Annotated in this window: 25 protein-coding genes; 5 read left to right on the top strand and 20 right to left on the bottom strand. The window is 72.5% G+C overall.

Going from position 1 to position 24616, the window contains the following annotated elements:
- Positions 1-43: 43 nt before the first annotated feature.
- The 13 genes from ACFW01_RS07010 to ACFW01_RS06950 form a co-directional block, all read right to left on the bottom strand.
- Positions 44-229 (bottom strand): hypothetical protein, encoded by a 186-nt coding sequence (locus ACFW01_RS07010; protein WP_384502584.1) that lies wholly within the window; start codon positions 227-229, stop codon positions 44-46.
- A gap of 199 nt (positions 230-428) precedes the next feature.
- The gene (locus ACFW01_RS07005; protein WP_384502583.1) at positions 429-998 is read right to left on the bottom strand and encodes a hypothetical protein; all 570 of its coding nucleotides are present in this window, start codon (positions 996-998) and stop codon (positions 429-431) included.
- Positions 999-1033: 35 nt separating this feature from the next.
- Positions 1034-1609: a GNAT family N-acetyltransferase gene (locus ACFW01_RS07000; RefSeq protein ID WP_234961197.1), complete on the bottom strand. Its 576-nt coding sequence runs from the start codon at positions 1607-1609 to the stop codon at positions 1034-1036.
- Positions 1587-3833, bottom strand: coding sequence for an MMPL family transporter (locus ACFW01_RS06995; RefSeq protein ID WP_384502582.1), 2247 nt, complete (start codon positions 3831-3833; stop codon positions 1587-1589). The genes ACFW01_RS07000 and ACFW01_RS06995 overlap by 23 nt, the downstream gene beginning before the upstream one ends.
- 216 nt (positions 3834-4049) lie before the next feature.
- A complete protein-coding gene (gene gatB, locus ACFW01_RS06990) occupies positions 4050-5564 on the bottom strand; it encodes an Asp-tRNA(Asn)/Glu-tRNA(Gln) amidotransferase subunit GatB (protein WP_234961199.1) in 1515 nt (504 codons plus the stop codon).
- A gap of 15 nt (positions 5565-5579) precedes the next feature.
- A complete protein-coding gene (locus ACFW01_RS06985) occupies positions 5580-5819 on the bottom strand; it encodes a hypothetical protein (protein ID WP_055421828.1) in 240 nt (79 codons plus the stop codon).
- Positions 5816-7309: an Asp-tRNA(Asn)/Glu-tRNA(Gln) amidotransferase subunit GatA gene (gene gatA / locus ACFW01_RS06980; RefSeq protein ID WP_234961200.1), complete on the bottom strand. Its 1494-nt coding sequence runs from the start codon at positions 7307-7309 to the stop codon at positions 5816-5818. Before gatA ends, ACFW01_RS06985 begins: the two co-directional genes overlap by 4 nt.
- Before the next feature lie 4 nt (positions 7310-7313).
- On the bottom strand, positions 7314-7610 hold the full coding sequence (gatC, locus tag ACFW01_RS06975; RefSeq protein ID WP_003973500.1) for an Asp-tRNA(Asn)/Glu-tRNA(Gln) amidotransferase subunit GatC: 297 nt from the start codon (positions 7608-7610) through the stop codon (positions 7314-7316).
- Positions 7611-7804: 194 nt separating this feature from the next.
- The gene (locus ACFW01_RS06970) at positions 7805-10042 is read right to left on the bottom strand and encodes a bifunctional diguanylate cyclase/phosphodiesterase (protein ID WP_234961201.1); all 2238 of its coding nucleotides are present in this window, start codon (positions 10040-10042) and stop codon (positions 7805-7807) included.
- A 257-nt stretch (positions 10043-10299) separates the two neighbouring features.
- Positions 10300-12504 carry an NAD-dependent DNA ligase LigA gene (ligA, locus tag ACFW01_RS06965; RefSeq protein WP_384502581.1) on the bottom strand — a complete coding sequence of 735 codons (2205 nt, stop codon included), beginning with the start codon at positions 12502-12504 and terminating at the stop codon, positions 10300-10302.
- 9 nt (positions 12505-12513) lie between these two features.
- On the bottom strand, positions 12514-13521 hold the full coding sequence (locus tag ACFW01_RS06960) for a methionine synthase (protein ID WP_384502580.1): 1008 nt from the start codon (positions 13519-13521) through the stop codon (positions 12514-12516).
- A gap of 30 nt (positions 13522-13551) precedes the next feature.
- Positions 13552-14250, bottom strand: a complete 699-nt coding sequence (locus ACFW01_RS06955) for an SDR family oxidoreductase (RefSeq protein ID WP_384502579.1) — start codon at positions 14248-14250, stop codon at positions 13552-13554.
- 17 nt (positions 14251-14267) lie between these two features.
- Positions 14268-14807: a TIGR00730 family Rossman fold protein gene (locus ACFW01_RS06950; RefSeq protein ID WP_384502578.1), complete on the bottom strand. Its 540-nt coding sequence runs from the start codon at positions 14805-14807 to the stop codon at positions 14268-14270.
- 90 nt (positions 14808-14897) lie between these two features.
- Between ACFW01_RS06950 and ACFW01_RS06945 the strand changes: the two genes are divergently transcribed.
- Both ACFW01_RS06945 and ACFW01_RS06940 read left to right on the top strand, forming a co-directional pair.
- Complete coding sequence (locus tag ACFW01_RS06945) at positions 14898-15221, top strand: DUF427 domain-containing protein (RefSeq protein ID WP_234961206.1); 324 nt, start codon at positions 14898-14900, stop codon at positions 15219-15221.
- 53 nt (positions 15222-15274) lie between these two features.
- Positions 15275-16054, top strand: a complete 780-nt coding sequence (locus ACFW01_RS06940; RefSeq protein ID WP_234961207.1) for an alpha/beta fold hydrolase — start codon at positions 15275-15277, stop codon at positions 16052-16054.
- A gap of 315 nt (positions 16055-16369) precedes the next feature.
- Here ACFW01_RS06940 and mnmA read toward each other — a convergent pair whose 3' ends face one another.
- Positions 16370-17500: a tRNA 2-thiouridine(34) synthase MnmA gene (gene mnmA, locus ACFW01_RS06935; RefSeq protein ID WP_234961208.1), complete on the bottom strand. Its 1131-nt coding sequence runs from the start codon at positions 17498-17500 to the stop codon at positions 16370-16372.
- Between the two features lie 61 nt (positions 17501-17561).
- Here mnmA and ACFW01_RS06930 point away from each other — a divergent pair, with 61 nt between their 5' ends.
- A complete protein-coding gene (locus tag ACFW01_RS06930) occupies positions 17562-18278 on the top strand; it encodes an N-acetylmuramoyl-L-alanine amidase (protein WP_234961209.1) in 717 nt (238 codons plus the stop codon).
- Between the two features lie 18 nt (positions 18279-18296).
- On the opposite strand, the gene ACFW01_RS06925 is transcribed toward ACFW01_RS06930, so the two are convergent.
- From ACFW01_RS06925 to ACFW01_RS06915, 3 genes are read right to left on the bottom strand one after another with little or no spacing between them, the layout of a single operon-like run.
- Positions 18297-19466 carry a cysteine desulfurase family protein gene (locus ACFW01_RS06925; RefSeq protein WP_234961210.1) on the bottom strand — a complete coding sequence of 390 codons (1170 nt, stop codon included), beginning with the start codon at positions 19464-19466 and terminating at the stop codon, positions 18297-18299.
- 56 nt (positions 19467-19522) lie between these two features.
- Positions 19523-19798: a DUF4190 domain-containing protein gene (locus ACFW01_RS06920; protein ID WP_122617603.1), complete on the bottom strand. Its 276-nt coding sequence runs from the start codon at positions 19796-19798 to the stop codon at positions 19523-19525.
- 20 nt (positions 19799-19818) lie between these two features.
- Positions 19819-19986, bottom strand: coding sequence for a hypothetical protein (locus tag ACFW01_RS06915; protein WP_122617602.1), 168 nt, complete (start codon positions 19984-19986; stop codon positions 19819-19821).
- A gap of 115 nt (positions 19987-20101) precedes the next feature.
- Here ACFW01_RS06915 and ACFW01_RS06910 point away from each other — a divergent pair, with 115 nt between their 5' ends.
- Entirely contained in the window at positions 20102-20728 is a 627-nt protein-coding gene (locus ACFW01_RS06910) for a TetR family transcriptional regulator (RefSeq protein ID WP_234961211.1), read from the top strand.
- 45 nt (positions 20729-20773) lie between these two features.
- On the opposite strand, the gene ACFW01_RS06905 is transcribed toward ACFW01_RS06910, so the two are convergent.
- Together ACFW01_RS06905 and ACFW01_RS06900 are read right to left on the bottom strand one after the other, a co-directional pair.
- Positions 20774-21634, bottom strand: a complete 861-nt coding sequence (locus ACFW01_RS06905; RefSeq protein WP_234961212.1) for a thioesterase family protein — start codon at positions 21632-21634, stop codon at positions 20774-20776.
- Between the two features lie 104 nt (positions 21635-21738).
- Entirely contained in the window at positions 21739-22512 is a 774-nt protein-coding gene (locus ACFW01_RS06900) for a TioE family transcriptional regulator (protein WP_234961213.1), read from the bottom strand.
- A 70-nt stretch (positions 22513-22582) separates the two neighbouring features.
- Here ACFW01_RS06900 and ACFW01_RS06895 point away from each other — a divergent pair, with 70 nt between their 5' ends.
- Positions 22583-23833 carry an erythromycin esterase family protein gene (locus ACFW01_RS06895; protein ID WP_384502639.1) on the top strand — a complete coding sequence of 417 codons (1251 nt, stop codon included), beginning with the start codon at positions 22583-22585 and terminating at the stop codon, positions 23831-23833.
- A 4-nt stretch (positions 23834-23837) separates the two neighbouring features.
- Here ACFW01_RS06895 and ACFW01_RS06890 read toward each other — a convergent pair whose 3' ends face one another.
- Positions 23838-24497: a trimeric intracellular cation channel family protein gene (locus tag ACFW01_RS06890; protein WP_234961215.1), complete on the bottom strand. Its 660-nt coding sequence runs from the start codon at positions 24495-24497 to the stop codon at positions 23838-23840.
- Positions 24498-24616 lie beyond the last annotated feature (119 nt).

The following is a 24616-nucleotide window of genomic DNA, read 5'->3' as shown; positions in this document are numbered from 1 at the left end:
GCGGGGAGGGAGGCCGTGCGGCCTCCCTCCCCGGTCCCCCCGTTCACGCGACCCGGGCGAACCGGTGCCGGCGCTGTCGCGGCCTATGGCTCTCCGTCTCGGCGGCGGCGTGCCGGGCCCGGCGGCGCTCGGCGCGACGGGCCTGGACGACATCGCGGGCCAGCCGGGCCTCGTCGGCGCGGCGGACGAGTTCGGCGTGACGGGTCCGGTGGATCTCGTACTCGAACATGGTGTGTCCCTTTTCCCTGGTGTGACGCCGGTTTCGGCTTCGCTTCCTGCGATGCCTCAACCTTCGTCTCCCAGGGGGGTCCGCCACATCGGGTAAGTGCCGCATCTTCGGCGCCGGGCGGGGCCTTAGACGTGCGTGAGGGGCCTTAGGAACGGCGCCGGGTGCGCGCCTGTGTCCTAAGACCCCTCAGAGGGCCCGGTCAGCCGACGGACGGCGGGCCGAGAAGGATGTCCGTGTACTTCAGGACGGCCAGCAGCAGGCCGATGACGCCGAGGGCGACGCCCGCCCAGGCGACCGACTTGATCCACGGGGCCTGCGGCCGGCCGGGCGCGCCGAACGCGGGGCGGGCCAGCACGACGACGCCGACGATCAGGGCGACCAGGGCGAAGACGCCGCCCCACATCGCGGTGGCCTGCCAGGGGTTGCCGTAGCCCCTCTCGATCAGCGCGCCGACGTCGGAGGACGACGTCGAATGGATTTGGCCGATCAGCGACTCGCGCGCGGAGGCCACGGTGCCGACCCAGCTGCCGGTCAGGGAGACAATGCCCAGTCCGGCGGAGACGACGGCGCCCGCGCCCTGGCCGACACCGGTGGGGCCCTCGTTCTCGGCGGCACCGGTGACGGCGTCGTCCTTCAGGAGGTCATCCTCCACTGCCTCGTCGTGCACGGCGTCGGCGGTCCCGGCCTCCGCGTTCTCGGGCGCCTCGGCCACCGCGTCCGTCTTGTCCTCGGTCTTCACGCCGGTCTCGTCCACTGTCTTCGTTCCCATGCCTCGCACCGTACGGACGCTGTCTGAGAGGTCCCTTAATGATCCTTGTGAGCGGCACGCGCGCGTGCTTCACGCCACTCGGGCGCGAGCACCGCCCACACCTCCATGTCCTGGCGGGCACCCCGGTAGGGGAAGCTCTCGCGCAGCACGCCCTCTCGCATCATGCCGAGTCGCCGCGCGGCGTTGACGCTCGGGGTGTTCGCCGAGGAGGCGTGCCACTCCACGCGGTGCATGCCGCGCTCGTCGAAGGCCCAGTCGATCAGGACGCGGGCGCCGCGGGTGACCAGGCCGCGGCCGGTTCCGGCGGGCTCCAGCCAGCAGCCGATCTCGCAGACGCCGGTGGCGGCGTCGAAGACCCGGTAGAGCAGGCCGCCCACGAGCTTGCCGTCCAGCCACAGCCCGTGCAGGAAGCCGCTGTCGGCTGCGTGCCGGTCGGCGTAGGACTGGAGCACCTCGCGCGCGGAGTCGACGTCGGTGGCCTTCGCCCCGAAGGGAATGTGCTCGGTGATGAAGTCCCGGCCCCGGTCGAGATGGGCCAGGAACTCCTCGGCGTGCCAGGTCTCCAGTGGGCGCAGTTCGGCGCCGTCGTCACCCAGTGATATCGCGTACATCCCGCTGCCGCTCCTCCTCCGCGAGAACGTCCGCCACCTCGGCGTCCGTCGCAGCGGCCAGCCTCTCATGGGCGGCCCGGCACTCGGGCGGCTCGATGCTGATGCGCGGCAGTACGGCGTCCAGGCGGCGGGGCAGCCACCAGTTGGCGCGGCCCAGGAGGTGCATCAGGGCGGGCACCAGCAGCGTGCGCAGGACGAAGGCGTCGAGGGCGACGGCGGCGGCGAGCGCGATGCCGAACATGGCGATCACCCGGTCGCCGCTGAGCACGAAGGCCAGGAAGACAGAGATCATGATGACGGCGGCGGAGTTGATCACACGGCCGGTCTCGGCGAGCCCGACCCGGACCGCACGGCGGTTGTCGCCGGTCTCCAGCCACTCCTCGTACATCCGGCTGACCAAGAACACCTGGTAGTCCATGGAGAGCCCGAAGAGCACCGAGACCATGATCACGGGCAGGAAGGGCTCGATCGGTCCCGCGCTGCCGAGGCCGAGCAGTTCGCTCCCCCAGCCCCACTGGAAGATCGTCACGACGACGCCGAAGGCGGCGGCCACGGCGGCCACGTTCATGACGGCGGCCTTGACGGGGATGCCGACGGAGCGGAAGGCGAGCAGGAGCAGCAGGCAGCCCAGGCCGACGACGACGCCGACGAAGAGGGGCAGCTTGCCGACGATGACCTCGGCGAAGTCGTCGTATCCGGCCGTCACGCCGCCCACGTGCACGTCGAGCGCGGTGCCTGCCTCGGCACGCGGCAGCACCTCGGAGCGCAGCCGCTCGACGAGGTCGCTGGTGTCCCGGGACTGCGGGGCGGACTCGGGTACGACGGTGAGGTACGCGGCGTCGCCGGCCGAGTTGTACATCACCGGGGTCACCGAGGAGACGCCCTCGGTGGTGCGCAGGGTGGCGTCGAGGCTGTCCAGTGCGAGGCGGTCCTCGGCGCCGCGAACCTCGGTGACCAGGGTGAGCGGGCCGTTGACGCCGGGGCCGAAGCCGTCGGCGAGGAGGTCGTAGGCCTGGCGGGTGGTCGTGGAGCGGGGGTCGTTGCCCTGGTCGGAGGTGCCGAGGCGCAGATCGAGGGTGGGCAGCGCGAGCACGGTGATGACGACGAGGGCGACGGCGCCGAGCAGCTTGGGGCGCCGCTCGACGAAGGCCGACCAGCGTGCGGCGAACCCGGTCGGCACCTCGGGTTCGGGCCCGTGCTCGGCGAGGCGGCGCCGCTCGCGCCGGCTCAGCGCCCGCGGGCCGATGTACGACAGCAGGGCCGGCAGCAGGGTCACGGAGGCCGCGACGGTGAGGAGCACGGTCAGCGAGGCGGCGACGGCGACGCCGTTGAGGAAGCTGAGCCGGAGGATCAGCATGCCCAGCAGCGCGATGCAAACGGTCGCACCCGCGAAGACGACGGCGCGTCCCGTGGTCGCCACGGCACTGGCGGCGGCCTCGGTCACGGACAGGCCGCGCTTCAGTCCGCGCCGGTGTCTGGTGACGATGAACAGGGCGTAGTCGATCCCCACGCCGAGTCCGATGAGGGTGCCCAGCATGGGCGCGAAGTCGGCGACGGTCATGAAGTGGCCGAGGAGCGTGATGCCGGCGAAGGCGGTGCCGACGGAGACCAGCGCGGTGGCGATGGGCAGCAGGGCCGCGGCCACGGAGCCGAAGGCGAGGAACAGCACGACCGCGGCCACGGCCACGCCGACCGCCTCGGCGAGGTGACTGCCGGCCGACTCGGTGAGTCCGACGGCGCCGCCGCCCAGTTCGACGCGGAGACCGTCGGCCCGGGCCGCCTCGGCGGTGTCCACCACGGCACGCGCCTCGGCCGCGTCGATGTCCCCCGAGGCGTCCTCGAAGGTCACCGTGGCGTAGGCGGTACGGGCGTTCTCGCTGATCTGGGGCGAGTCGGGGTCGTCGTAGGGGTTGGTCACCGTGGCCACCCCGGGCAGCTCCGCGATGTGCTGGAGGGTGCCGGACATGGCCTGTTCGACGGCGGGGTCCCGGACGGTGCCGTCCTCGGTGTGCCAGACGACGGTGTCGCTGTCGCCGTCGAGGCCGGGGAATCCGGAGGCGAGCAGCCGGGAGGCGCGGTCGGAGTCCGTGCCGGGGATCGCGTAGTCGTTGGAGTAGGCGGAGCCCGTGACGGCGGCGGCCGTGGCCACGCCGCCGAGGGCGAGAAGCCACAGCAGGACGGCGATGAGCCGACGTCGAACACACCAGCGTGCGAGGGCTGCCACGAACGTGCTCCCAGGTGTCTGATTGTGGATCTTTGACCGGGGGCAGTCGTCCATGGTGTGAACGGCCCGCAAAGAACGCATGAGCAATGCGGAATCACTCTTGCAGGCGGAATTGATCGTTTGCGGACTTAGTGGGCTTATTCACAACAACGGCCCTGGGGGACGCGCCGTGGCCGGCGCGTCCCCCAGGGCTCGCGTGCTGCGGTGCTGCGGTGCTCAGCCCTCGGCCACGCCCAGCTTCTCCAGGATCAGCTCCTTGACGCGGGCCGCGTCCGCCTGGCCCCGGGTCGCCTTCATGACCGCGCCGACCAGGGCGCCGGCCGCGGCCACCTTGCCGCCGCGGATCTTGTCCGCGACGCCCGGGTTGCCGGCGATGGCCTCGTCGACGGCGGCGGTCAGCGCGCCCTCGTCGGAGACGACCTTCAGACCGCGCTTGTCGACGACCTCGTCCGGCGTGCCCTCACCGGCGAGGACGCCCAGGATGACCTGGCGGGCCAGCTTGTCGTTCAGGTCGCCCTTCGTCACCAGTTCGGCGACGCGGGCGACCTGGACCGGCGTGATCGCCAGCTCGTCGAGCGCCTTGCCCGACTCGTTGGCGCTGCGGGCCAGCTCGCCCATCCACCACTTGCGGGCGGAGGTCGCGTCGGCGCCGGCGTCGATGGTGGCGACGATCGGGTCCAGCGCTCCGGCGTTGAGGATGGACTGCATGTCGTTGCCGGAGATGCCCCACTCCTCGCGGAGCCGGTTGCGGCGCACCAGCGGCAGCTCGGGCAGGGCGGACCGGATCTCCTCGACCCACGCGCGGGTGGGGGCCACCGGCACCAGGTCGGGCTCCGGGAAGTACCGGTAGTCCTCGGCCTCCTCCTTCACGCGGCCCGAGGTGGTGGACCCCGTGTCCTCGTGGAAGTGGCGGGTCTCCTGGACGATGGTGCCGCCGTCGTTCAGCACGGCGGCGTGCCGCTGGATCTCGAAGCGGGCCGCGCGCTCCACGGAACGCAGCGAGTTGACGTTCTTGGTCTCGCTGCGGGTGCCGAACTTCTCCCGGCCGTGCGGGCGCAGCGACAGGTTGACGTCGCAGCGCATCTGGCCCATCTCCATGCGGGCCTCGGACACGCCGAGGGCACGGATCAGCTCGCGCAGCTCACGGACGTAGGCCCGGGCGACCTCGGGGGCGCGCTCGCCCGCTCCCTCGATCGGCTTGGTGACGATCTCGATGAGCGGGATGCCGGCGCGGTTGTAGTCGAGCAGGGAGTGCGAGGCGCCGTGGATGCGGCCCGTCGCGCCACCGACGTGCGTCGACTTGCCGGTGTCCTCCTCCATGTGGGCGCGCTCGATCTGGACGCGGAAGGTCTCGCCGTCCTCCAGCTGCACGTCGAGGTAGCCGTCGAAGGCGATCGGCTCGTCGTACTGGGAGGTCTGGAAGTTCTTCGGCATGTCCGGATAGAAGTAGTTCTTCCGGGCGAAGCGGCACCACTCGGCGATCTCGCAGTTCAGCGCGAGACCGATCCGGATCGCCGACTCGACGCCGGTCGCGTTGACGACCGGGAGGGCGCCGGGCATGCCGAGGCAGACGGGGCAGGTCTGGGTGTTCGGGTCGGCGCCGAGCGCCGTCGAACAGCCGCAGAACATCTTGGTCTTGGTGCCGAGTTCGACATGGACCTCGAGGCCCATGACGGGGTCGTACGACGCGAGTGCGTCCTCGTACGACACCAGGTCGGTCGTGGTGGTCACGGTGAAACTTCCCTCTCAGCCCAGCAGGACGTCGTCGTCGCCGAGCCGCTTCAGCTCGCGGTAGAGGATGGCGAGGTTGGTGACGACCGCGGCGCCCGTGACGACGGCGTCGAGCAGCCGCAGCGTGTCGTTGTCACCACGGGCCTTCTTGATCTGCTTGTAGACCCCGACGGCGCCGAACGCCGACGTGGCCATCGAGACGTACAGGCCGGACCGGGACTTCTTGAAGCCCTTTGCCTTGGTCAGTGCGCTCACAGCGACGGTGCCTCCTCGATCAGCGGGTGGCCCCACTGTTCCACGAAGGCGGCCTCTACGGCGGCGCCGACCTTGTACAGCCGGTCGTCCTTCATGGCGGGGGCGATGATCTGCAGACCCACCGGCAGGTTGTCCTCGGGGGCGAGGCCGCAGGGCAGCGACATGGCCGCATTGCCCGCCAGGTTGGTGGGGATGGTGCACAGGTCGGCCAGGTACATCGCCATCGGGTCGTCGGCGCGCTCGCCGATCGGGAAGGCGGTGGTCGGGGTCGTCGGGGAGACGATCACGTCGACCTGCTCGAAGGCCCGCTCGAACTCCTGCTTGATGAGGGTGCGGACCTTCTGCGCGCTGCCGTAGTAGGCGTCGTAGTACCCGCTCGACAGGGCGTACGTGCCGAGCATGATGCGGCGCTTGACCTCGGGGCCGAAGCCGGCCTCGCGGGTCAGGGAGGTGACCTCCTCGGCGGAGTGCGTGCCGTCGTCGCCGGTCCTGAGGCCGTAGCGCAGGCCGTCGAAGCGGGCGAGGTTGGACGAGCACTCGGACGGCGCGATCAGGTAGTACGCCGACAGCGCCAGGTCGAAGGAGGGGCAGTCCAGCTCGACGACCTCGGCGCCCAGCGACTTCAGCAGCTCGACGGACTCGTCGAAGCGCTGGATGACGCCGGCCTGGTAGCCCTCGCCGCGGAACTGCTTGACGACGCCGACGCGCATGCCCTCGACGCTGCCGTTCCGGGCGGCCTCGACGACCGCGGGGACCGGGGCGTCGACGGAGGTGGAGTCCATCGGGTCGTGCCCGGCGATCACCTCGTGCAGCAGGGCCGCGTCCAGGACCGTGCGGGCGCAGGGGCCGCCCTGGTCGAGGGAGGAGGAGAAGGCCACCATGCCGTAGCGGGAGACGCCGCCGTAGGTCGGCTTGACGCCGACCGTGCCGGTGACGGCCGCGGGCTGGCGGATGGAGCCGCCGGTGTCGGTGCCGATGGCGAGCGGGGCCTGGAAGGCGGCGAGGGCGGCGGAGGAACCGCCTCCGGAACCGCCGGGGATCTTGGTGAGGTCCCAGGGGTTGCCGGTGGGGCCGTAGGCGCTGTTCTCGGTGGAGGACCCCATGGCGAACTCGTCCATGTTGGTCTTGCCGAGGATGACGACGTCGGCGGCCTTGAGGCGCTTGGTGACGGTCGCGTCGTACGGCGGGATCCAGCCTTCGAGGATCTTCGAGCCGACGGTGGTCGGGATGCCCTCGGTGGTGAAGATGTCCTTCAGCGCGAGGGGGACGCCGGCCAGCGGGCCGAGCTTCTCGCCGCGCTCGCGCTTGGCGTCGACCTCGCGGGCCTGGGCCAGCGCGCCCTCGCGGTCCACGTGCAGGAAGGCGTGCACCTTCTCGTCGACGGCCTCGATGCGGGCCAGGTGGGCCTCGGTGACCTGGACGGCGGTCAGCTCGCCGGCGGCGATCTTCGCGGCGATCTCGGCCGCGGTGAGCCTGATGATGTCGCTCATGGCGTTACTCCTCCCCCAGGATCTGCGGCACCTTGAAACGCTGCTGCTCCTGGGCCGGGGCGCCGGAGAGCGCCTGCTCGGGCGTGAGCGACGGACGGACCTCGTCCGGCCGCATGACGTTCGTCAGCGGGAGCGGGTGCGAGGTCGGCGGTACGTCTTGGTCGGCGACCTCGCTGACGCGGGCGACCGCGCCGATGATGTCGTCGAGCTGTCCCGCGAAGTGCTCTAGCTCTTCGGGCTTCAGCTCCAGACGCGCCAGCCGGGCGAGGTGGGCGACCTCCTCGCGCGTGATGCCAGGCATGCAGCGTTCCTCTGGGGTGAGTGTGTTTCTTCGGGCAAGTCGGTTTGGCCCAATCCTATGGGGCGGGACCGGGTGCACGTTAAACGGTTTCCCCGAGCGCCCCGGATACGGCGCGGGAGCGCCGCACAGGGGCGCGGGAAACTGCGCGACCAGCCACGACGAGGCCGCAGACGGTCGGCGGCCGTACGTGACACCTACCCGACCCGCCCCTGGTCCTCCCCGGCGGCAGCCGGCAGCGCCGGCGCCGGCCGCTGCCACCCCCGCGACCCCCGCGCCCGCAGCCACGCCGTCGTCTCCTCGGGCGGCATCGCCGCCGCGACCAGCCACCCCTGTACGGCGTCGCAGCCCAGGTCGCGCAGGCCCTCCCAGGTCTCGTCGTCCTCGACGCCCTCGGCGACGACGAGCAGGCCGAGCGAGTGGGCGAGGTCGACGGTGCAGCGCACGATGGCCGCGTCCTCGGCGTCGACGGCCAGCCGGGCCACGAACGAGCGGTCGATCTTCAGCTCGCTGACCGGGAGCCTGCGCAGGTGGACGAGGGAGGAGTAGCCGGTGCCGAAGTCGTCCAGGGACATCTTCACGCCGTGCCCGGTCAGCGCGTTGAGGGTGTCGGCGGCGCGCTGCGGGTCCTCGAGGAGGACGTGCTCGGTGATCTCCAGTTGGAGCGCTCCCGCGGGGACTCCGTGCCGGGCCAGCCGGGCGGCCACGGAGCCCGCGAAGCCGGGGGTGTGGACGTCGCGCGGGGAGACGTTGACCGCGACCGGCACGAAGAGTCCCTGCGAGCGCCACTGGGCGACCTGTTCGAGCGCCGTCTCCAGCACGTACTCGGTGAGGTGGGGCATCAGCCCGGAGGACTCGGCGATCGCGATGAACTCGTCCGGCGGGACCTTGCCGCGCTCGGGGTGCACCCACCGGACCAGGGCCTCCAGGCCGGCGACCTGTCCGTCGAACCGCACCTTGGGCTGGTAGTGGAGCTGGACCTCGTGGGCGTCCAGGGCCCGGCGCAGGTCGCCCAGCAGGCCGAGGCGGTCCGGGGTGTTGGAGTCCCGCTTGGACTCGTAGACCTCCACGCCCGTACGGTCCCGCTTGGCCTGGTACATCGCCACGTCGGCGCGGCGCAGCAGTCCTTCGGCGTCCAGCGCGTGGTCGGGGAAGACGGCGACCCCGGCGCTGGCCTCCAGGACGAGGGTGAGTCCGTCCAGGTCCATCGGGGAGCTGAGCCCGGCCACGAGTCCCCGGGCGATCCGGGTCGCCGACGTGGTGGAGTCGGCGACGGGGAGTAAGACGGCGAACTCGTCACCGCCGAGCCGGGCGGCCTCCGCCCCGCGCGGCAGGGCCTGCCTCAGCCGGTCGGCGGTCTGGAGCAGCAGCCGGTCGCCGGCGAGGTGGCCCAGGGTGTCGTTGACCGAGCGGAAGCGGTCGAGGTCGATCAGCATCAGGGCGGAGCGGGCGCCGATGCGCTCGGCGTCGTCCAGCGCGGTCCAGGTCCGCTCCAGGAGCCACTGCCGGTTGGGCAGTCCGGTGAGGGGGTCGCGGAGCTGTTCCTCGGCGCGGGCGCGGGCGATCCACAGGGTGGAGTCGAGGGCGATCAGGGGGATGGCGAACAGCGGCAGCAGCAGCGGCTTGGCGACGGCGACGACGCAGATCAGCGGGGCTATGCCGAGCAGGGCGACGGCGACCAGGCCGTGTCTGACCAGGGCGGAGCGGGCGACGGTGGTCAGACCGGGGCGGGGCGTCTGGAGGTACCACAACAGGCCGCGGGTGACGGCGAGATAGGCGGCGGCGACGAGCACCACCTTGGGCGCCGCGTACACGCCCCAGGTGTGGGGGTCCCAGGGCTCCTCCACCGACGGTACGGAGCCGCAGACGCCCAGCAGCAGGGCACCCGCGGCGACGCCGAGGATGTCCACCGCGCCGTGCAGGACGCCCTGCCGCCAGCGGCCCCGGCGGGCTATGCCGACCAGGACGACGACGGTGAGGCTGACCATGCCGGCCGGAACCCAGCCGTACAGCAGCAGGACGGCGAGGGTGAGGGCGGCGCCGGAGCCGGTGCCGCCCCACCAGCGGGAGCGGCCGAGCATGACGAGGTGGCCGACGACGATGCCGGCCAGGACGGCGAGGGACCAGCCGGCGGTGCCGGCCGGGAAGAGGGCGTGGCCGCCGGTGAACGCCCGGTAGAACCCGGCGCCCAGCACGCAGGCGGCGGTCGCGACGACGGCCGCGGGCAACGCGGGCCAGGACGGGTGCCGTTCGCTCCCGGCGCCGGACGGGCCGGGGGCGTGGCCCGGGGCCGACGGCACCGACCCGCGGGCGCTCGCCGCGGGATGGGGGGCACCACCCGCGCGTAGCCCCACCCAACGGCCCGCGTGCCATGCGTCCGTCATGCGACGCAGGCGCAGCCGTGAGCCCGCGGCGGCGCTCTCGGTCGGTTCCATTCCCGTCCCTCTCACAGCCTGCGGTGCCCACGCCACGCGGTCCTCGCCTCGACCACCATCAACGGCTCCGCGTTGGAAGACCCTGCCCCTGTCCCTCGCGGCAGGGGGATGCCCCGACCGCGGCTGGGCACGGCAGGTGCACACCTCAACAGTAGGCCGCGGAAGGCTTCCAGGGGCACCGGTCGTCGACGGTTGCCCGAATGCGACCCGGCCACCCTTATGCATCTGATATGCGCCGATCGGATGGCCTTCAACCGCTATTCCTCAGCCGAAAGTGCGACGTCGGCCGCCGCTTCGGCTCCTTGTTCGAGCAGGACGGTGAAACCGTCCTCGTTCAGAACCGGCACCTTCAGCTGCATCGCCTTGTCGTACTTCGACCCGGGGTTGTCACCGACCACGACGAACGACGTCTTCTTGGACACCGATCCGGTCACCTTCGCGCCCCTGCTCTGGAGGGCCTCCTTGGCGCCGTCGCGGGTGAAGTTCTCCAGGGTGCCGGTGACGACGACGGTGAGCCCTTCGAGGGGGCGCGGGCCCTCGTCCTCGCCGCTCGACCGGTCCTCCAGGGGAACTCCGGCCGCCTTCCACTTGCGCACGATCTCGCGGTGCCACTCCTCGGCGAACCACTCCTTGAGGGCGGTGGCGATGATCGGGCCGACGCCGTCGGTGTTCGCCAACTCCGCCTCGGTGGCCTGCTCGATGCGGTCGAGCGAGCGGAACTCGCGGGCCAGGGCCTGCGCGGCGACGGGCCCGACGTGGCGGATGGAGAGACCGTTGAGGAAGCGGGCGAGGGGGCGGGTGGTCTTGGCCTCCTCGATGCGCTGGAGCAGCGCGAGGGTGTTCTTCTTCGGTTCGCCCTGCTTGTTGGCGAAGACCGTGACGATCTTCTCCTCGCCGGTCTTCGGGTCGCGCTTGGGCAGTCCGCTGTCCTGGTCGAGGACGTACGCCTTGATGGGCAGCAGTTGCTCGACGGTGAGGTCGAAGAGGTCCCCCTCGTCCACCAGCGGCGGCTCGGCGGGTTCCAGCGGCCCGGTGAGCGCGGCCGCCACGACGCCGCCGAAGTGATCGATGTCCAGGCACTCCCGGCCCGCGAGGTAGGCGACGCGCTCACGCAACTGGGCCGGGCACGTGCGGGCGTTGGGGCACCGCAGGTCGATGTCGCCCTCCTTCATCGCCTTCAGCGGCGTCCCGCACTCGGGGCACTTCGCCGGCATCACGAACTCCCGCTCGCTGCCGTCCCTGAGGTCGGCGACGGGCCCGAGGATCTCCGGGATGACGTCGCCGGCCTTGCGGAGCACCACGGTGTCGCCGATGAGCACGCCCTTGGCCTTGACGACCTCCTGGTTGTGCAGCGTGGCGAACTCGACCTCGCTGCCGGCCACGGTGACCGGCTCGACCTGCGCGTAGGGCGTGACCCGGCCGGTGCGGCCGACGCCGACCTTGATGTCGACGAGCTTGGTGTTGACCTCCTCCGGCGCGTACTTGTAGGCGATGGCCCAGCGGGGGGCGCGGGCGGTGGAGCCGAGCCGGCCCTGGAGGCGGATCTCGTCGAGCTTGACGACGACCCCGTCGATCTCGTGGGCCACGGAGTGGCGGTTCTCGCCGTAGTGGGCGATGAACTCGCGGACGCCCTCCAGGCCGTCGACCACCCTGTTGTGCGGGGAGGTGGGCAGGCCCCAGGTCTTCAGCAGGTCGTACGCCTGGGAGAGGCGGGTCATGCCCGAGTAGCCCTCCAGGACGCCGATGCCGTGGACCACCATGTGCAGCGGGCGGGTGGCGGTGACGCGCGGGTCCTTCTGGCGCAGGGAACCGGCGGCCGCGTTGCGGGGGTTGGCGAAGGGCTTGTCCCCCGCCTCGTTCAACCGGGCGTTGAGTTCCTGGAACTTCTCCATGGGGAAGAAGACCTCGCCGCGGATCTCCACGCGGTCGGGGACCTTGTCGCCCCCCAGGCGCTCGGGGATCTCGGCGATGGTGCGGACGTTGGGCGTGATGTCCTCGCCGGTGCGGCCGTCGCCGCGGGTGGCCGCGCGGACGAGGCGGCCACGCTCGTAGGTGAGGTTGACGGCGAGCCCGTCGACCTTCAGCTCGCACAGGAAGTGGTACTCCTGCTCGCCCAGCTCCCTGGCGATGCGCTCGGTCCAGGCGGCCAGCTCCTCGTCGTTGAAGGTGTTGTCGAGGGAGAGCATGCGTGTGGGGTGCGCGACGGCCGTGAACTCGGTCTCGTAGGACCCGGCGACCTTCTGGGTCGGGGACTCGGGGGTGCGCAGCTCGGGGTGGCGCTCCTCCAGCTCCTCCAGGGTGCGCAGCAGCCGGTCGAAGTCCGCGTCGCTGACGACGGGCGCGTCCTTCACGTAGTACCGGAAGCGGTGCTCCTCGATCTGCTCAGCGAGTTGCGCGTGCTTCTCGCGCGCCTCGGCGGGCACGCTTGTCGTCTCCGCTTGCTTGTCGCCGGCCACCGGCATGTCCTCCCGTTACTCTGGGTTGTCCGCGAGGGATCTCGCCGCCCGGACGCAGTGGGCGAGGGCCCGGCGGGCGTACGCGGGGGAAGCGCCCGCGAGTCCGCACGACGGGGTGACGGTGACCGCCTCCGCGAGCAGCTCCGGCCGCAGCCCCAGCCTGCGCCACAGCGTCCTGACACCCATGACGCTACCGGCAGGGTCTGACAACGGGCCGTCGGTGCCGGGCACGACACCGGCGAAGAGCCGGGTGCCCGATTCGACCGCCTCGCCGAGCGCCTCGTCGTCACGCTCGGTGAGGAGCGAGAAGTCGAAGGAGACGCCCGCGACGCCCGCCCGGCGCAGCAGGGCGAAGGGGACGTCCGGCGCGCAGGAGTGGACGACGACGGGGTCGCCGCCGTGCGCCCCGGCGACCTCGCGCAGGGTGGCCTCGACGACCTGGCGGTCCACGGCGCGGTGGGTGCGGTAGCCGCTGGCGGTGCGTACCCGGCCGTGCAGTACGGCGGTGAGCGAGGGTTCGTCGAGCTGGAGCACGACACGGGCGCCGGGCACACGGCGCCGTACCTCCGCCAGGTGCAGGCGCAGGCCCTCGGCGAGCGAGGCGGCGAGGTCGCGGCAGGCGCCGGCGTCGGACAGGACCGCCTCGCCGCCCCGGAGTTCGAGGGCCGCGGCGAGCGTCCACGGGCCGACGGCCTGGACCTTCAGCGGCCCCTGGTAGCCCTGCGTGAACTCCTCCAGGGCGTCCAGGTCCTCCCCGAGCCAGGCGCGGGCCCGTTTGGTGTCCCGTCCGGGCCGGTCGCCCAGCCGCCAGCCGCTGGGCTCCACGCGCGCGTACAGCTCGACGAGCATCCCGGCGGTGCGGCCGATCATGTCGGCGCCGGGGCCGCGGGCGGGCAGTTCGGGGAGGAAGGGGAAGTCCTCGAAGGTGCCGGTGGCGGTCTTGACGGCCTCGCGGGCGTCGCCCCCCGGGAGGGAGCCGACGCCCGTGGCGGGACCGAACCTGGACTGGCTGTTTTCACTCACCGCAGCAGCCTACGGAACACCCCGCCGGCGTCACCTTCCCGGGCGGACCGTGAGGTCGTTGATCTCGGCGTCCCGCGGGAGGTCGAGGGCCGTGAGGATCGCCGTGGCGACCGACTCCGGGTCGATCCACTTCGACGGGTCGTACTCCTTGCCCTCCTGCTGGTGGACCTTGGCCTGCATCGGGCTGGCGGTGCGCCCCGGGTAGACGGAGGTGACGCGGACGCCGTTCGGGTGCTCCTCCTGGCGCAGGGCGTCGGCGAGCGCCTTGAGGCCGTGCTTGGAGGCGCCGTACGCCGACCAGCCGGCGTGGGCGTTGAGGCCGGAACCGGAGTTGACGAACAGCACCTGGCCCTGGGCGACGCGGAGCTGGGGCAGGAAGAGGCGGGTCAGCTCGGCGGGCGCGACGAGGTTGACGGCCAGCTGGTGGCGCCAGGTCTTCGGGGTCAGGTCGCCGACCGGTCCGAGGTCGACGACGCCGGCGATGTGCAGCAGCGAGTCCACGCGCTCCGGCAGCGTCTGGTGCGAGAAGGCCCAGGAGAGCTTCTCCGGGTCGGACAGGTCGCCGACCAGCGTCTTCGCACCGGGGTAGGCGGCCGCCAGTTCCTTGGCGCGGCCCGCGTCGCGCGCGTGCAGGACGACTTCGTCGCCGCGCTCGTGCAGGCGGCGGGTGACGGCCGCGCCGATGCCGGAGCCCGCTCCGGTGATCACATGTGTAGCCATGCCCGCCATGCTCGCACCACCGGGGGCTACTCGATGCCCTGGCTCTCCTCCAGGTAGGCCAGCGCGCCGACCGGCTCCTCGGCGAAGAAGACCAGCTCGGCCAGGGGGCGGGGCAGGAAGCCCTCGTCCTCCATGCGGCGGAACTGCTCCTTGAGGCCGTCGTAGAAGCCGGCCGTGTTGAGCAGGACGACCGGCTTGTCGGTGTGCCCGTGCTTCTTCAGCTCCAGGATCTCGGTCGCCTCGTCGAGGGTGCCGGTGCCGCCGACCATGATCACCACGGCGTCGGCCTTCTCCAGCAGCAGCCGCTTGCGCTCGGCGAGGTCCCCCGCGATCACCATCTCGTCGGCGCCCTCGCGCGCCTTGGCGGCCAGGAAGTCCACCGAGACGCCCAGCAGCCGCCCTCCGGACCCCTGCACGCCGTCCGCGACCACCTTCATCAGGCCGACGTCGGAGCCGCCCCAGACGAGGGTGTGGCCGCCCTTGCCGAGGAGTTCGGCGAACTGCTTCGCGGGGGCGGTGTAGCGCGCGTCGAGGTCGGCGGCGGAGAGGAAGACGCAGATGTTCATGGGGCAACGGTACGTTCGGCGCCCGGCGGGGAAGAACCCGGCTTCCGGACGCGCTGAAGTGACCGAACCCACTGTCCGAGGAGGACGATCGTGAGCAAGGGACACATCATCACCGTGGAGCCGAGCGAGCGGCACGTGCGCGCGGTGCACGGCGGCCAGGTCCTGGCGGAGAGCGACAAGGCGCTGGTCCTGCACGAGACGGGCTGTCCCGACCGCTTCTACATCCCGGCCGAGGACGTACGGCTCGACCTGCTGATGCCCTCCGGCACGCGGACGCACTGCCCCTTCAAGGGCGACGCGTCCTACTGGTCGCTGCCCGGGGCGGCCGACCTGGTCTGGGCGTACCCGGAGCCGAAGGCGGACGTGGCTCAGATCAAGGACCATCTCTGCTTCTACGACGTCGAGGTCTCCTGAGCCGTCCGTGTCCTGAGCGATTAATCGCGCGCTTTGGGGCACTCTGCACAGACATGGAGAAGAACACCCTGTCGCGCGACGGAACGCGCATCGCCTACGAACGCACCGGGCGGGGACCCGCGGTGGTCCTCGTCAGCGGCGCCATGTCGACGGGCGCCACGACCGCACCCCTGGCGGCGGAGCTGTCGGACCGCTTCGACGTCACCGTGTACGACCGCCGGGGCCGCGGCGGGAGCGGCGACACGGCGCCCTACGCGGTGGAGCGCGAGATCGAGGACCTGGCCGCCCTGATCGAGGCGGTGGGCGGCGAGGCGAGTCTCTACGGCATGTCGTCCGGCGGCGCGCTGGCGCTGCGCGCGGCGGCGAGCGGGCTGCCGGTGTCCCGGGTCGCCGTGTACGAGGTGCCGTACGCGATGGACGAGGCCGCGGCGCGGTCCGCCGCGGAGTACACCGAGGGGCTCGCCGAGGCGCTCGGCAAGGACCGGCGCGGGGACGCGGTGGAGCTGTTCCTGCGCCGGACCGGCCTGGGCGAGGACATGATCCGGGGCGCCCGGCAGTCGCCGATGTGGGCGGGCATGGAGTCGGTCGCGCCGAGTCTGGCGTACGACGACGCGGTGATGGGTGACAGCCGGGTCCCGGAGGCCCAGATCGCCTCGATCACCGCTCCCCTGCTGGCCCTCGCGGGCGGGGCGAGCGACGCGTGGTGGCACGATGCGGCACGCGCGGTGGCCGACGCGGCGCCGGACGGCACCTACGGAACCGTGGCGGGACAGGCCCACATGGTGGAGCCGGGGGTGCTGGCGCCGGTGCTGACGGAGTTCCTGGGTCGGTGAGCCCGGGCGGGCCCAAGGGGCCGGCGTCCGGTTCATGGCGCGTACGCGGGGGCCGACCGGCAGGGCGGCCGCGTCGGCACCGGTCGCCGGCTCCCGCGCGGGCGACCGCGCTCGCGCGCGGGGGTCCCCACCGCGTCGACGCTCTCCCCCTGGCCCCCGCCGGACCCGCTCGGCGGGCCGGCCGGTCGGGTCGGCTCCCCCGCCCCGGCACGCCGACGCCGCTCCGGCCTCCCGGCCGCACGCGCCGGGAGGCACTCACCGGTGCCGAGGTCACGTCGTTTCCCGTGGCTCCGGCCCGGACGACGGGCTCCGCGTTCAGGCAGCGCCGGCCCGCGCGCGCGTGGTGGACGCGATCGTCGCCGAGCCCACCACGCGGGTGCCGTCGTACAGGACGATCGCCTGGCCGGGGGCGACGCCGCGCACCGGCTCCGTGAAGGACACCTCCAGTGCGTCGTCGACCAGCTCGGCCCGCACCTCGGTCTCGCCGCCGTGGGCGCGCAGCTGGGCCGTGTAGGTGCCGGGGCCGACGGGGGCGGCGCCGCACCAGCGGGGCTTGATCGCGCGGAGGGCGTCGACGTCCAGCGCCGCGGCCGGGCCGACCGTCACCGTGTTGTCCACCGGCGAGATGTCCAGGACGTAGCGCGGCTTGCCGTCGGGGGCCGGGGTGCCGATCCGGAGCCCCTTGCGCTGGCCGATGGTGTAGCCATAGGCGCCCTCGTGGGTGCCGAGCCGGTTGCCCGCCTCGTCGACGATGTCGCCCTCGGCGCGGCCGAGGCGGTCGGCGAGGAAGCCCTGGGTGTCGCCGTCGGCGATGAAGCAGATGTCGTGCGAGTCGGGCTTCTTGGCCACCGCGAGGCCCCGGCGCTCGGCCTCCGTGCGGATCTCGTCCTTGGTGGTGAGCGTGTCGCCGAGCGGGAACATCGCGTGGGCGAGCTGCCGGTCGTCCAGCACGCCGAGGACGTAGCTCTGGTCCTTGGCCATGTCGGAGGCGCGGTGCAGTTCGCGGACGCCGTCCTCGCGCAGGATCACCTTGGCGTAGTGGCCGGTGCAGACGGCGTCGAAGCCGAGGGCCAGCGCCTTGTCGAGCAGCGCGGCGAACTTGATCTTCTCGTTGCAGCGCAGGCACGGGTTCGGGGTCCGGCCGGCCTCGTACTCGGCGACGAAGTCCTCGACCACGTCCTCGCGGAAGCGGTCGGCGAGGTCCCACACGTAGAACGGGATGCCGATGACGTCCGCCGCGCGGCGGGCGTCGCGCGAGTCCTCGATGGTGCAACAGCCCCGGGCGCCGGTGCGGAAGGACTGCGGGTTCGCGGAGAGCGCGAGGTGGACGCCGGTCACGTCGTGCCCCGCCTCGGCCGCGCGGGCGGCGGCGACGGCGGAGTCGACCCCGCCCGACATGGCGGCGAGGACGCGAAGGGGACGGGTGCGCTGCGGGGTGTCAGTCATAACCCCTCCAGAGTAAGGGGAGGGCGGGAACCGGAGCGCGCGAGTATGCGTTGAAGATCGCATGGGGGCGAAGCACGAATCCAGGAGTGGGTCCGCGGGCGGATCCGGCGACGCGGACCGGCGGATCGGCCGGCGTGCGCTGATCGTCGGCGGTGCCGCGGCGGCCGTGGGCACGGCCGTGCTGGCCCGCGACGAGCTGTCCCGGCTGTGGTGGCGGGTGCCGGGCGTCGAGCGGCCCCGCGAGGAGGGCGCGGTCGACTACTCCGGCGCGCGCTGGGTGGCGGCGGCGGACGCGAACTGGCGGCGGGCCGACCGGCCGGACGACTTCGGCGTCGACATGGTGATCGTGCATGTGACGCAGGGCAGTTTCGACAGCGCGGTCAAGGCGTTCCAGGACCCGGGGCACCAGGCGGCCACGCACTACATCGTCGGCCAGGACGGGGGCGTCACCCAGATGATCCGCGAGCTGGACGTGGCGTACCACGCGGGCAACCGCGACTACAACGAACGCAGTGTCGGCATCGAGCACGAGGGCTTCGTGGACCGCCCGCAGGACTTCACGGACGCGATGTACGCCGCCTCGGCGCGGCTGACGGCGGGCATCTGCGCGCGGTACGACATACCCCTGGACCGCGAGCACATCATCGGCCACGTGGAGGTGCCAGGCACCGACCACACCGACCCGGGTCCGCACTGGGACTGGGAGCGGTACATGAAGCTGGTGCGCCGGGCGGCGACGAGCACCCCGTCACCGGGTCCGTCCTCGTCCGGGGCGTAAGACGCCCCGCTCGCCGGGCTACGTCAGCCCGGCCGCCCGCGCCCGCTCCACCGCGGGGCCGATCGCCTTGCCCAGCGCCTCCACGTCGGCCTCCGTGGAGGTGTGGCCGAGGGAGAAGCGCAGGGTGCCGCGGGCCAGGTCGGGGTCGGTGCCGGTGGCCAGCAGGACATGGCTGGGCTGGGCGACGCCCGCCGTGCAGGCGGAGCCGGTGGAGCACTCGATGCCCTGGGCGTCCAGCAGGAGCAGCAGGGAGTCGCCCTCGCAGCCGGGGAAGGTGAAGTGGGCGTTGGCCGGCAGGCGCCCCTCCGGTGCCGGGTCGCCGCCGAGGATCGCGTCCGGAACCGCCGTACGGACGGCGTCGACCAGGTCGTCGCGCAGGGCGCCGATCTCGCGGGCGAACCACTCGCGCTGCTCGGCGGCGAGGCGTCCGGCGACCGCGAAGGAGGCGACGGCGGGGACGTCGAGGGTGCCGGAGCGGACGTGGCGCTCCTGGCCGCCGCCGTGCAGGACGGGCACCGGGGTGTACTCGCGGCCGAGGAGCAGCGCGCCGATGCCGTAGGGGCCGCCGATCTTGTGGCCGGAAACGGTCATCGCGGCGAGCCCGGAGGCGGCGAAGTCGACCGGGAGCTGGCCGACGGCCTGGACCGCGTCGGCATGCAGCGGTATGCCGAACTCGGCGGCCACGTCGGCGAGTTCACGGACCGGCAGGATGGTGCCGATCTCGTTGTTGGCCCACATGACGGTGGCGAGGGCGACGTCGTCGGGGTTGCGGGCGACGGCCTCGCGCAGGGTGTCGGGGTGCACGCGGCCGTGGGCGTCCACGGGCAGGTACTCGACCCGGGCCCCCTCGTGCTCGCCCAGCCAGTGCACCGCGTCGAGGACCGCGTGGTGTTCGACGGGGCTGGCCAGCACCCGGGTGCGGGCCGAATCGGCGTCGCGCCGGGCCCAGTACAGGCCCTTGACGGCGAGGTTGTCGGCCTCGGTGCCGCCGGAGGTGAACACCACCTCGCTGGGGCGGGCGCCGAGCGCTTCGGCGAGGGTCTCGCGGGCCTCCTCGACGGTGCGCCGCGCCCGGCGGCCGGACGCGTGGAGCGAGGAGGCGTTGCCGGTGACCCCCAGGTGGGCGGTGAGTGTCTCGACCGCCTCGGGAAGCATCGGGGTGGTCGCGGCGTGGTCGAGGTAAGCCATGGTGAGGCCGATTCTACGGGGCCCTTGTGCCCGGCCTCAGGGCAAGGCCGACCGCTTCACAGGCTCCACGACATCGTGTTGTCCGTGGCCATGAACGCCACCAGGACCAGCAGGTCGGCGACGCCCAGGCCGAGACCGAGGAGGGCCCGGCCGCGGCGGGCGGTGCCGCGCCACAGGGCGACCGAGGCCAGGGCGATGGCGATCGGGCCCAGGAAGACGTTGAGGACGAGCAGGCCGAGCAGGCCGAGGACGAAGGAGGCGACGGCCATGCCGTCGGTGTCCCGGATGCCGGTGGGGCGGGTGGAGCGGTTGGCCGGTGCGGTGAGCTGCATGAGGTTCTCCCTGCCGTGCGTCAGTGGGCGGAGGTGCTCCGTCGGCGGCCGTGCCGCTCGCGGATCGCGAAGACGCCGAGCCAGACGGCTATGACCAGGCCGACGGCGACGGAGAAGGTGAGCGGCGCGTGGGCGACGGTGCCCAGCACCACACCGAGGAGCAGCAGTGCGACAACGAGAAAGATCATGGTGCGCGGATCCCCCCAATCTCTGGCAATCTCTGGTTACAGTTGTTCACTGACTACCCAGACTAGCGCGGGACACCGCTTTCCAATTCCAGAGAACAGTTGTTAACTGCATGGTATGAGTCACACTCCCGGCGTTCGGCAGGCCCAGAAGCGCAAGACCCGGCAGGCACTCCTGGACGCGGCGCTCGGACTGCTGGAGGAGCAGAGCCTGAGCAGCCTGGGTCTGCGCGAGGTCACCCGCGCCGTGGGCGTCGCCCCGACCGCCTTCTACCGGCACTTCCGCTCCACGGCGGACCTGGGGGTGGCACTGGTCGAGGAGGCACTGGGCAGCCTGCACCCGATGATCCGGACGACGGTGTCTCCGGTGGAAGGCAGCGACGAACGCATCGCCCGCGCGGTCGAGTTGATCGCCGGACACGTGGCCGCGCACCCGGCGCACGTCCGGTTCATCGCCCGTGAGCGGCACGGCGGCGTGCAGCCGGTGCGCGAGGCGATACGGGAGCAACTGGCCCGGTTCGCCGAGGAGGTGCGGGCCGAGCTGGCCAAGGATACGGAGTCGACGGGCTGGAGCGAGGCGGACCTGCGGATGCTGGCGGGCCTCTACGTCGACCAGATGCTGATCACGGCCTCGCTGTTCCTGGAGACCCTGGACGCCCCCGAGGAGGAGCGCAGGCGCGCCACGGAGACGGCGACGCGCCAACTGCGGCTGATCAGCGTCGGCCGCCGGCACTGGCTGGACTGACCGAACCGCCGCGAACAGAGCGCCGGGCGGCCGACGTGGCGCGGGTCAGGCGAGCCGGACCCGGGCCAGCTGCCGGGACTGGGCGACCAGGCGGTCGGCGCTGTCCCAGACTTCGGCGTCCTCCTCCAGGAAGCCACCGGCGAGGTTGCGGGTGGTGATGGAGACCCGCAGCGGGCCCGGCGCCGGGCGGCACCGCACGTGCACGGTCAGCTCGACCGTGGGCACCCAGCCCTTCAGCCCCATCTCGAAGGCGGTCGGGGGCAGCGCGTCCACCGCGAGGAGCAGCGAGAGCGGGTCGGCGTCGCGGCCGTCGGCCAGCCCGAACCAAGCGCGCATCTCGCCCCGGCCGGAGGGCTGCCCGAGCGCCCAGCCCAGCGTGGCGGGGTCGAGCTTCAGCTTCAGCCGGTCGGCGATGGCGGAGCTGCCGTCGACGGGGGCGGGGCCGTCCTCCGGGCCGAAGCAGTGCTCGGCCGGCGGGATCGCGGGTGGCTTCGCGGAGGTGCGGACGTCGCCGGGCAGGGCGTCGAGGTCGCCGTAGGAGGCGAGGACGCGGATGCGCTCGACCTCGTTGCCCTCGTCGTCGTACTGGAAGAGGGACGCCTGCCCCGTGGAGAGGCCGCGTCCCGCGCGGACGGTCTCGGTGCGCACGACCGCGGGGCCCGGGTGGGAGGCGGTCAGGTAGTGCGCCGAGACCGTGAACGGGTCCGGGTGCGGGAGGGCGTCGCCCAGGGCGCGGCCCAGGACGGCCAGCAGGTAGCCGCCGTTGACCGCGTTGATGATCGTCCAGCCGGCGGAGAGGTCGATGTCGTAGACGCCGGGGGCGCGCCGCGTGACGTGGGTGTCCCGGTCGAACTCGCTGTCGCCGACGGTGGCCGGTACGGCCGGGGCGGAGGCTGCTTCTGGCATGGCTGCACGGTACATCAGGAAACTACTAAGCGGTAGCTTTTTCCCGCTCCATGCCTGCGGCTCGATGCCGGGGGCTCCATGCCCGCGGCTTCACGCCCGCGGCTTCACGCCCGCTGCTCCCGCGCCCGCAGGTACGCCTCCAGTTCCGCGGCCCCGGCCAGCAGTGCACGGCCGCGGGCGGAGAGGCGGTCGTGCCAGTCGCGCAGGGTGGCCTCCAGGGGTTCAAGACCGCCGGCCGACCGCACCTGCTCGATCACCGGCGCGATCCGGGCCAACGGGTAGCCGCCCCGCCTGAGCTGGTGGGCCAGCTTGGCGTCCCGCACGTCGGCCTCGCCGTAGACCCGGTAGCCGGTCAGCGGGTCGCGGCTCGGACGCACCAGCCCGGCACGCTCCCACTTGCGCAGGGTCGCGGGCCGGATGCCCAGCTCCCGGGCGAGCGCGCCGACGAACCTGCCCGCAGACGCGGACGCGGACGTCACGGTGGCGGTCGGGGTGGCGGTGGCAGCGGCGGTGACACCGGTCCCCGGCTGCCCGAGGTCCCGTAGCGCGCCCTCGACGGCCTCCAGGGTCCGCCGGTCGTCGAGCAACTGCGCGTGGCTCTCGTCGATCAGCCGGAACGCCTCGGCCGTCGCGCCCTCGTTCACCGCCCTCATCACCGAGGTCGCCGTCCGGTGGCCGTGGCCGGGCAGCAGGGCGAAGAAGGCGTCCAGCGCCCGCGCGTGCAGCGGCGTGTAGGTGCGGTAGCCGTGGGCCGTACGGTCGGCGGCCGGCAGGATGCCGGCCGCCTCGTAGTTCCTGACCGCCTGCGTGGACAGACCGTGCCCGCGGGCCAGATCGACGGGTCTGAGCTTTCCTCTGCTTTGAAGGTCGTGCGCCACACACCGGACGATATCGCGGCTAAGTTTCAACCGAAAGTTCAACGATACGGTTCAATGCATGGCTCAATCCATGGCTACTCGCATCAAGGACATCACGCTCCCCGTGGACGCCGCCGCCGTCCTGGGCATGCTCCCGGCGCGGCCAGGCGTCCTCGCCCTCGGCGAGCCCACCCACGGCGAGGACACCCTCCTCGGCGTGCGCAACGATCTCTTCCGGCAGCTCGTCGAGCAGGAGGGCTACCGGACCCTCGCGATCGAGAGCGACTGCCTGGCCGGACTGGTCGTGGACGACTACGTCACCTCGGGCACCGGCACGCTCGACGACACGATGGCGCACGGCTTCAGCCACGGCCTCGGCGCCTCGGACGCCAACCGTGAACTCGTGCGCTGGATGCGCGCGTACAACGACGGCCGGCCCCCGGCCGAGCGGGTGCGCTTCGCCGGTCTCGACGGCCCGCTGGAGATCACCGGTGCCGCGAGCCCCCGGCGTGCCGTCACCGCGCTCCACGCCCACCTGTCGGCCCGCGTCGACCCCGGCCTGCTCCCCTGCACCGCCGGGACGCTCGACCGCCTGCTCGGCGCCGACGACCGGTGGACCGAGCCCGCGGCGATGACGGACCCGGCGCGTTCGGTGGGGCGGTCGGCCGAGGCCGGGGAGTTGCGGGCGCTCGCCCACGACCTGGTGGCACTCCTCGACGAGCAGACGCCGCACCTGCTCGCGACGGCCTCGCGGGACGACTGGGACCGGGCGCGGCTGTACGGGCGTACCGCGACCGGACTGCTGGACTACCACCGGTGGATGGCCGACGCCTCCCCGGCCCGGATGAACCGGCTGCTCGGCGTGCGGGACCGGATGATGGCCGGCAACCTCCTGGCGCTCGCGGAGCGCGGCCGGGTGCTGGTCCACGCCCACAACTCCCACCTCCAGCGCGAGCGGAGCACGATGCGCATGTGGCAGGGGCGGGTGGCATGGTGGAGCGCCGGTGCGCTGGTGAGCGCCCGGCTCGGCGCGGAGTACGCCTTCGTGGCCACGGCCCTCGGCACGATCCGCCACCAGGGTGTGGACACTCCCCCGCCCGGCGCCCTCGAAGGCCGCCTGTACGCGCTGCCGGAGGACCGCTGCGTCGTGGACGCCGGACGGCTGGCCTCCGCCCTCGGCGACCCGCGGCCCGCGCCCCGGGTGTCCCCCTGGTTCGGCTACGCCCCGCTCGACCCCGCCCACCTGGACACCATCGACGGCGTCGTCTTCATCAAGGACATGCCGGACAGGGACATACCGGGCAGGGGCGTGCCGGACAGGGACATGCCGGACAGGCCCTGACGGCTCACTCCCCCTCCGTCACCGTCGACCGCCGGTTCCAGGCGCGGGGGGCCCGCCAGTGGAAGCGCAGCGCGAGCAGCCGCAGGACGAAGGCGGTGACGACCGCGAGTGCGCTGGTGAACGGGGTGAGGGCCTCGTAGCGGATGCACAGGGCGACCATCGCGGAGCCGACGATCGCCGGGACGGCGTACAGGTCGCGGTCCCAGCGCAGGAGTGAGGGCACCTCGTTGGCGAGCACGTCGCGCAGGACGCCGCCGCCCACCGCGGTGGCCAGGCCCAGGCAGGCGGATGCCGTCAAGCCGAGCCCGTAGTCGTACGCCTTGGTGGTGCCGGCGACGCAGAACAGGCCGAGGCCGGCCGCGTCGAAGATGTTCACGCCGGTCTGGAGGCGCTCCACGTGCGGGTGGAGGAAGAAGACCAGCACCGTGGCGAGCAGCGGGGTGATGAAGTACCCGAGGTCCGTGAAGGCCGCGGGCGGCACCGCCCCGATGACCAGGTCCCGGAACAGCCCGCCGCCCAGGGCGGTGACCTCGGCGAGGACGGCGATGCCGAACACGTCGAAGTTCTTGCGTACGGCCAGCAGCGCGCCGGAGATGGCGAAGACGAAGATGCCGATCAGGTCGAGTGTGTGCTGGACGGTGGGGCTGAAGAGTTCCTCGTACACCCGGCCATTCTCACCCGCCGAAGAGCCCCCGCCCTCACGCGTGAGGGCGGGGGGGGCGGTGGCATATAAAAAAAAACCAGCCCACCACAACTTTACAGAAGAGGTAATGCGGGATCTGG

Origin of the sequence: Streptomyces sp. NPDC058985 (assembly GCF_042740985.1) — a bacterium.
Taxonomy (GTDB): Bacteria; Actinomycetota; Actinomycetes; order Streptomycetales; family Streptomycetaceae; genus Streptomyces.
Note: the sequence above shows the minus strand (reverse complement) of the source record. Positions and strands in the feature narration are given on the sequence as shown.

Coding starts and splice junctions, on each gene's coding strand:
- gatC (WP_003973500.1), bottom strand. CDS start 7,610: ATGCCTGGCATCACGCGCGAGGAGGTCGCCCACCTCGCCCGGCTGGCG.
- ACFW01_RS06930 (WP_234961209.1), top strand. CDS start 17,562: ATGGGGGCGAAGCACGAATCCAGGAGTGGGTCCGCGGGCGGATCCGGC.
- ACFW01_RS06940 (WP_234961207.1), top strand. CDS start 15,275: ATGGAGAAGAACACCCTGTCGCGCGACGGAACGCGCATCGCCTACGAA.
- ACFW01_RS06910 (WP_234961211.1), top strand. CDS start 20,102: ATGAGTCACACTCCCGGCGTTCGGCAGGCCCAGAAGCGCAAGACCCGG.
- ACFW01_RS06895 (WP_384502639.1), top strand. CDS start 22,583: ATGGCTACTCGCATCAAGGACATCACGCTCCCCGTGGACGCCGCCGCC.
- ACFW01_RS06970 (WP_234961201.1), bottom strand. CDS start 10,042: ATGGAACCGACCGAGAGCGCCGCCGCGGGCTCACGGCTGCGCCTGCGT.
- ACFW01_RS07000 (WP_234961197.1), bottom strand. CDS start 1,609: ATGTACGCGATATCACTGGGTGACGACGGCGCCGAACTGCGCCCACTG.
- ACFW01_RS07005 (WP_384502583.1), bottom strand. CDS start 998: ATGGGAACGAAGACAGTGGACGAGACCGGCGTGAAGACCGAGGACAAG.
- ligA (WP_384502581.1), bottom strand. CDS start 12,504: ATGCCGGTGGCCGGCGACAAGCAAGCGGAGACGACAAGCGTGCCCGCC.
- ACFW01_RS07010 (WP_384502584.1), bottom strand. CDS start 229: ATGTTCGAGTACGAGATCCACCGGACCCGTCACGCCGAACTCGTCCGC.
- mnmA (WP_234961208.1), bottom strand. CDS start 17,500: ATGACTGACACCCCGCAGCGCACCCGTCCCCTTCGCGTCCTCGCCGCC.
- ACFW01_RS06950 (WP_384502578.1), bottom strand. CDS start 14,807: ATGAACATCTGCGTCTTCCTCTCCGCCGCCGACCTCGACGCGCGCTAC.
- gatA (WP_234961200.1), bottom strand. CDS start 7,309: ATGAGCGACATCATCAGGCTCACCGCGGCCGAGATCGCCGCGAAGATC.
- ACFW01_RS06905 (WP_234961212.1), bottom strand. CDS start 21,634: ATGCCAGAAGCAGCCTCCGCCCCGGCCGTACCGGCCACCGTCGGCGAC.
- ACFW01_RS06915 (WP_122617602.1), bottom strand. CDS start 19,986: ATGATCTTTCTCGTTGTCGCACTGCTGCTCCTCGGTGTGGTGCTGGGC.
- ACFW01_RS06920 (WP_122617603.1), bottom strand. CDS start 19,798: ATGCAGCTCACCGCACCGGCCAACCGCTCCACCCGCCCCACCGGCATC.
- ACFW01_RS06955 (WP_384502579.1), bottom strand. CDS start 14,250: ATGGCGGGCATGGCTACACATGTGATCACCGGAGCGGGCTCCGGCATC.
- ACFW01_RS06925 (WP_234961210.1), bottom strand. CDS start 19,466: ATGGCTTACCTCGACCACGCCGCGACCACCCCGATGCTTCCCGAGGCG.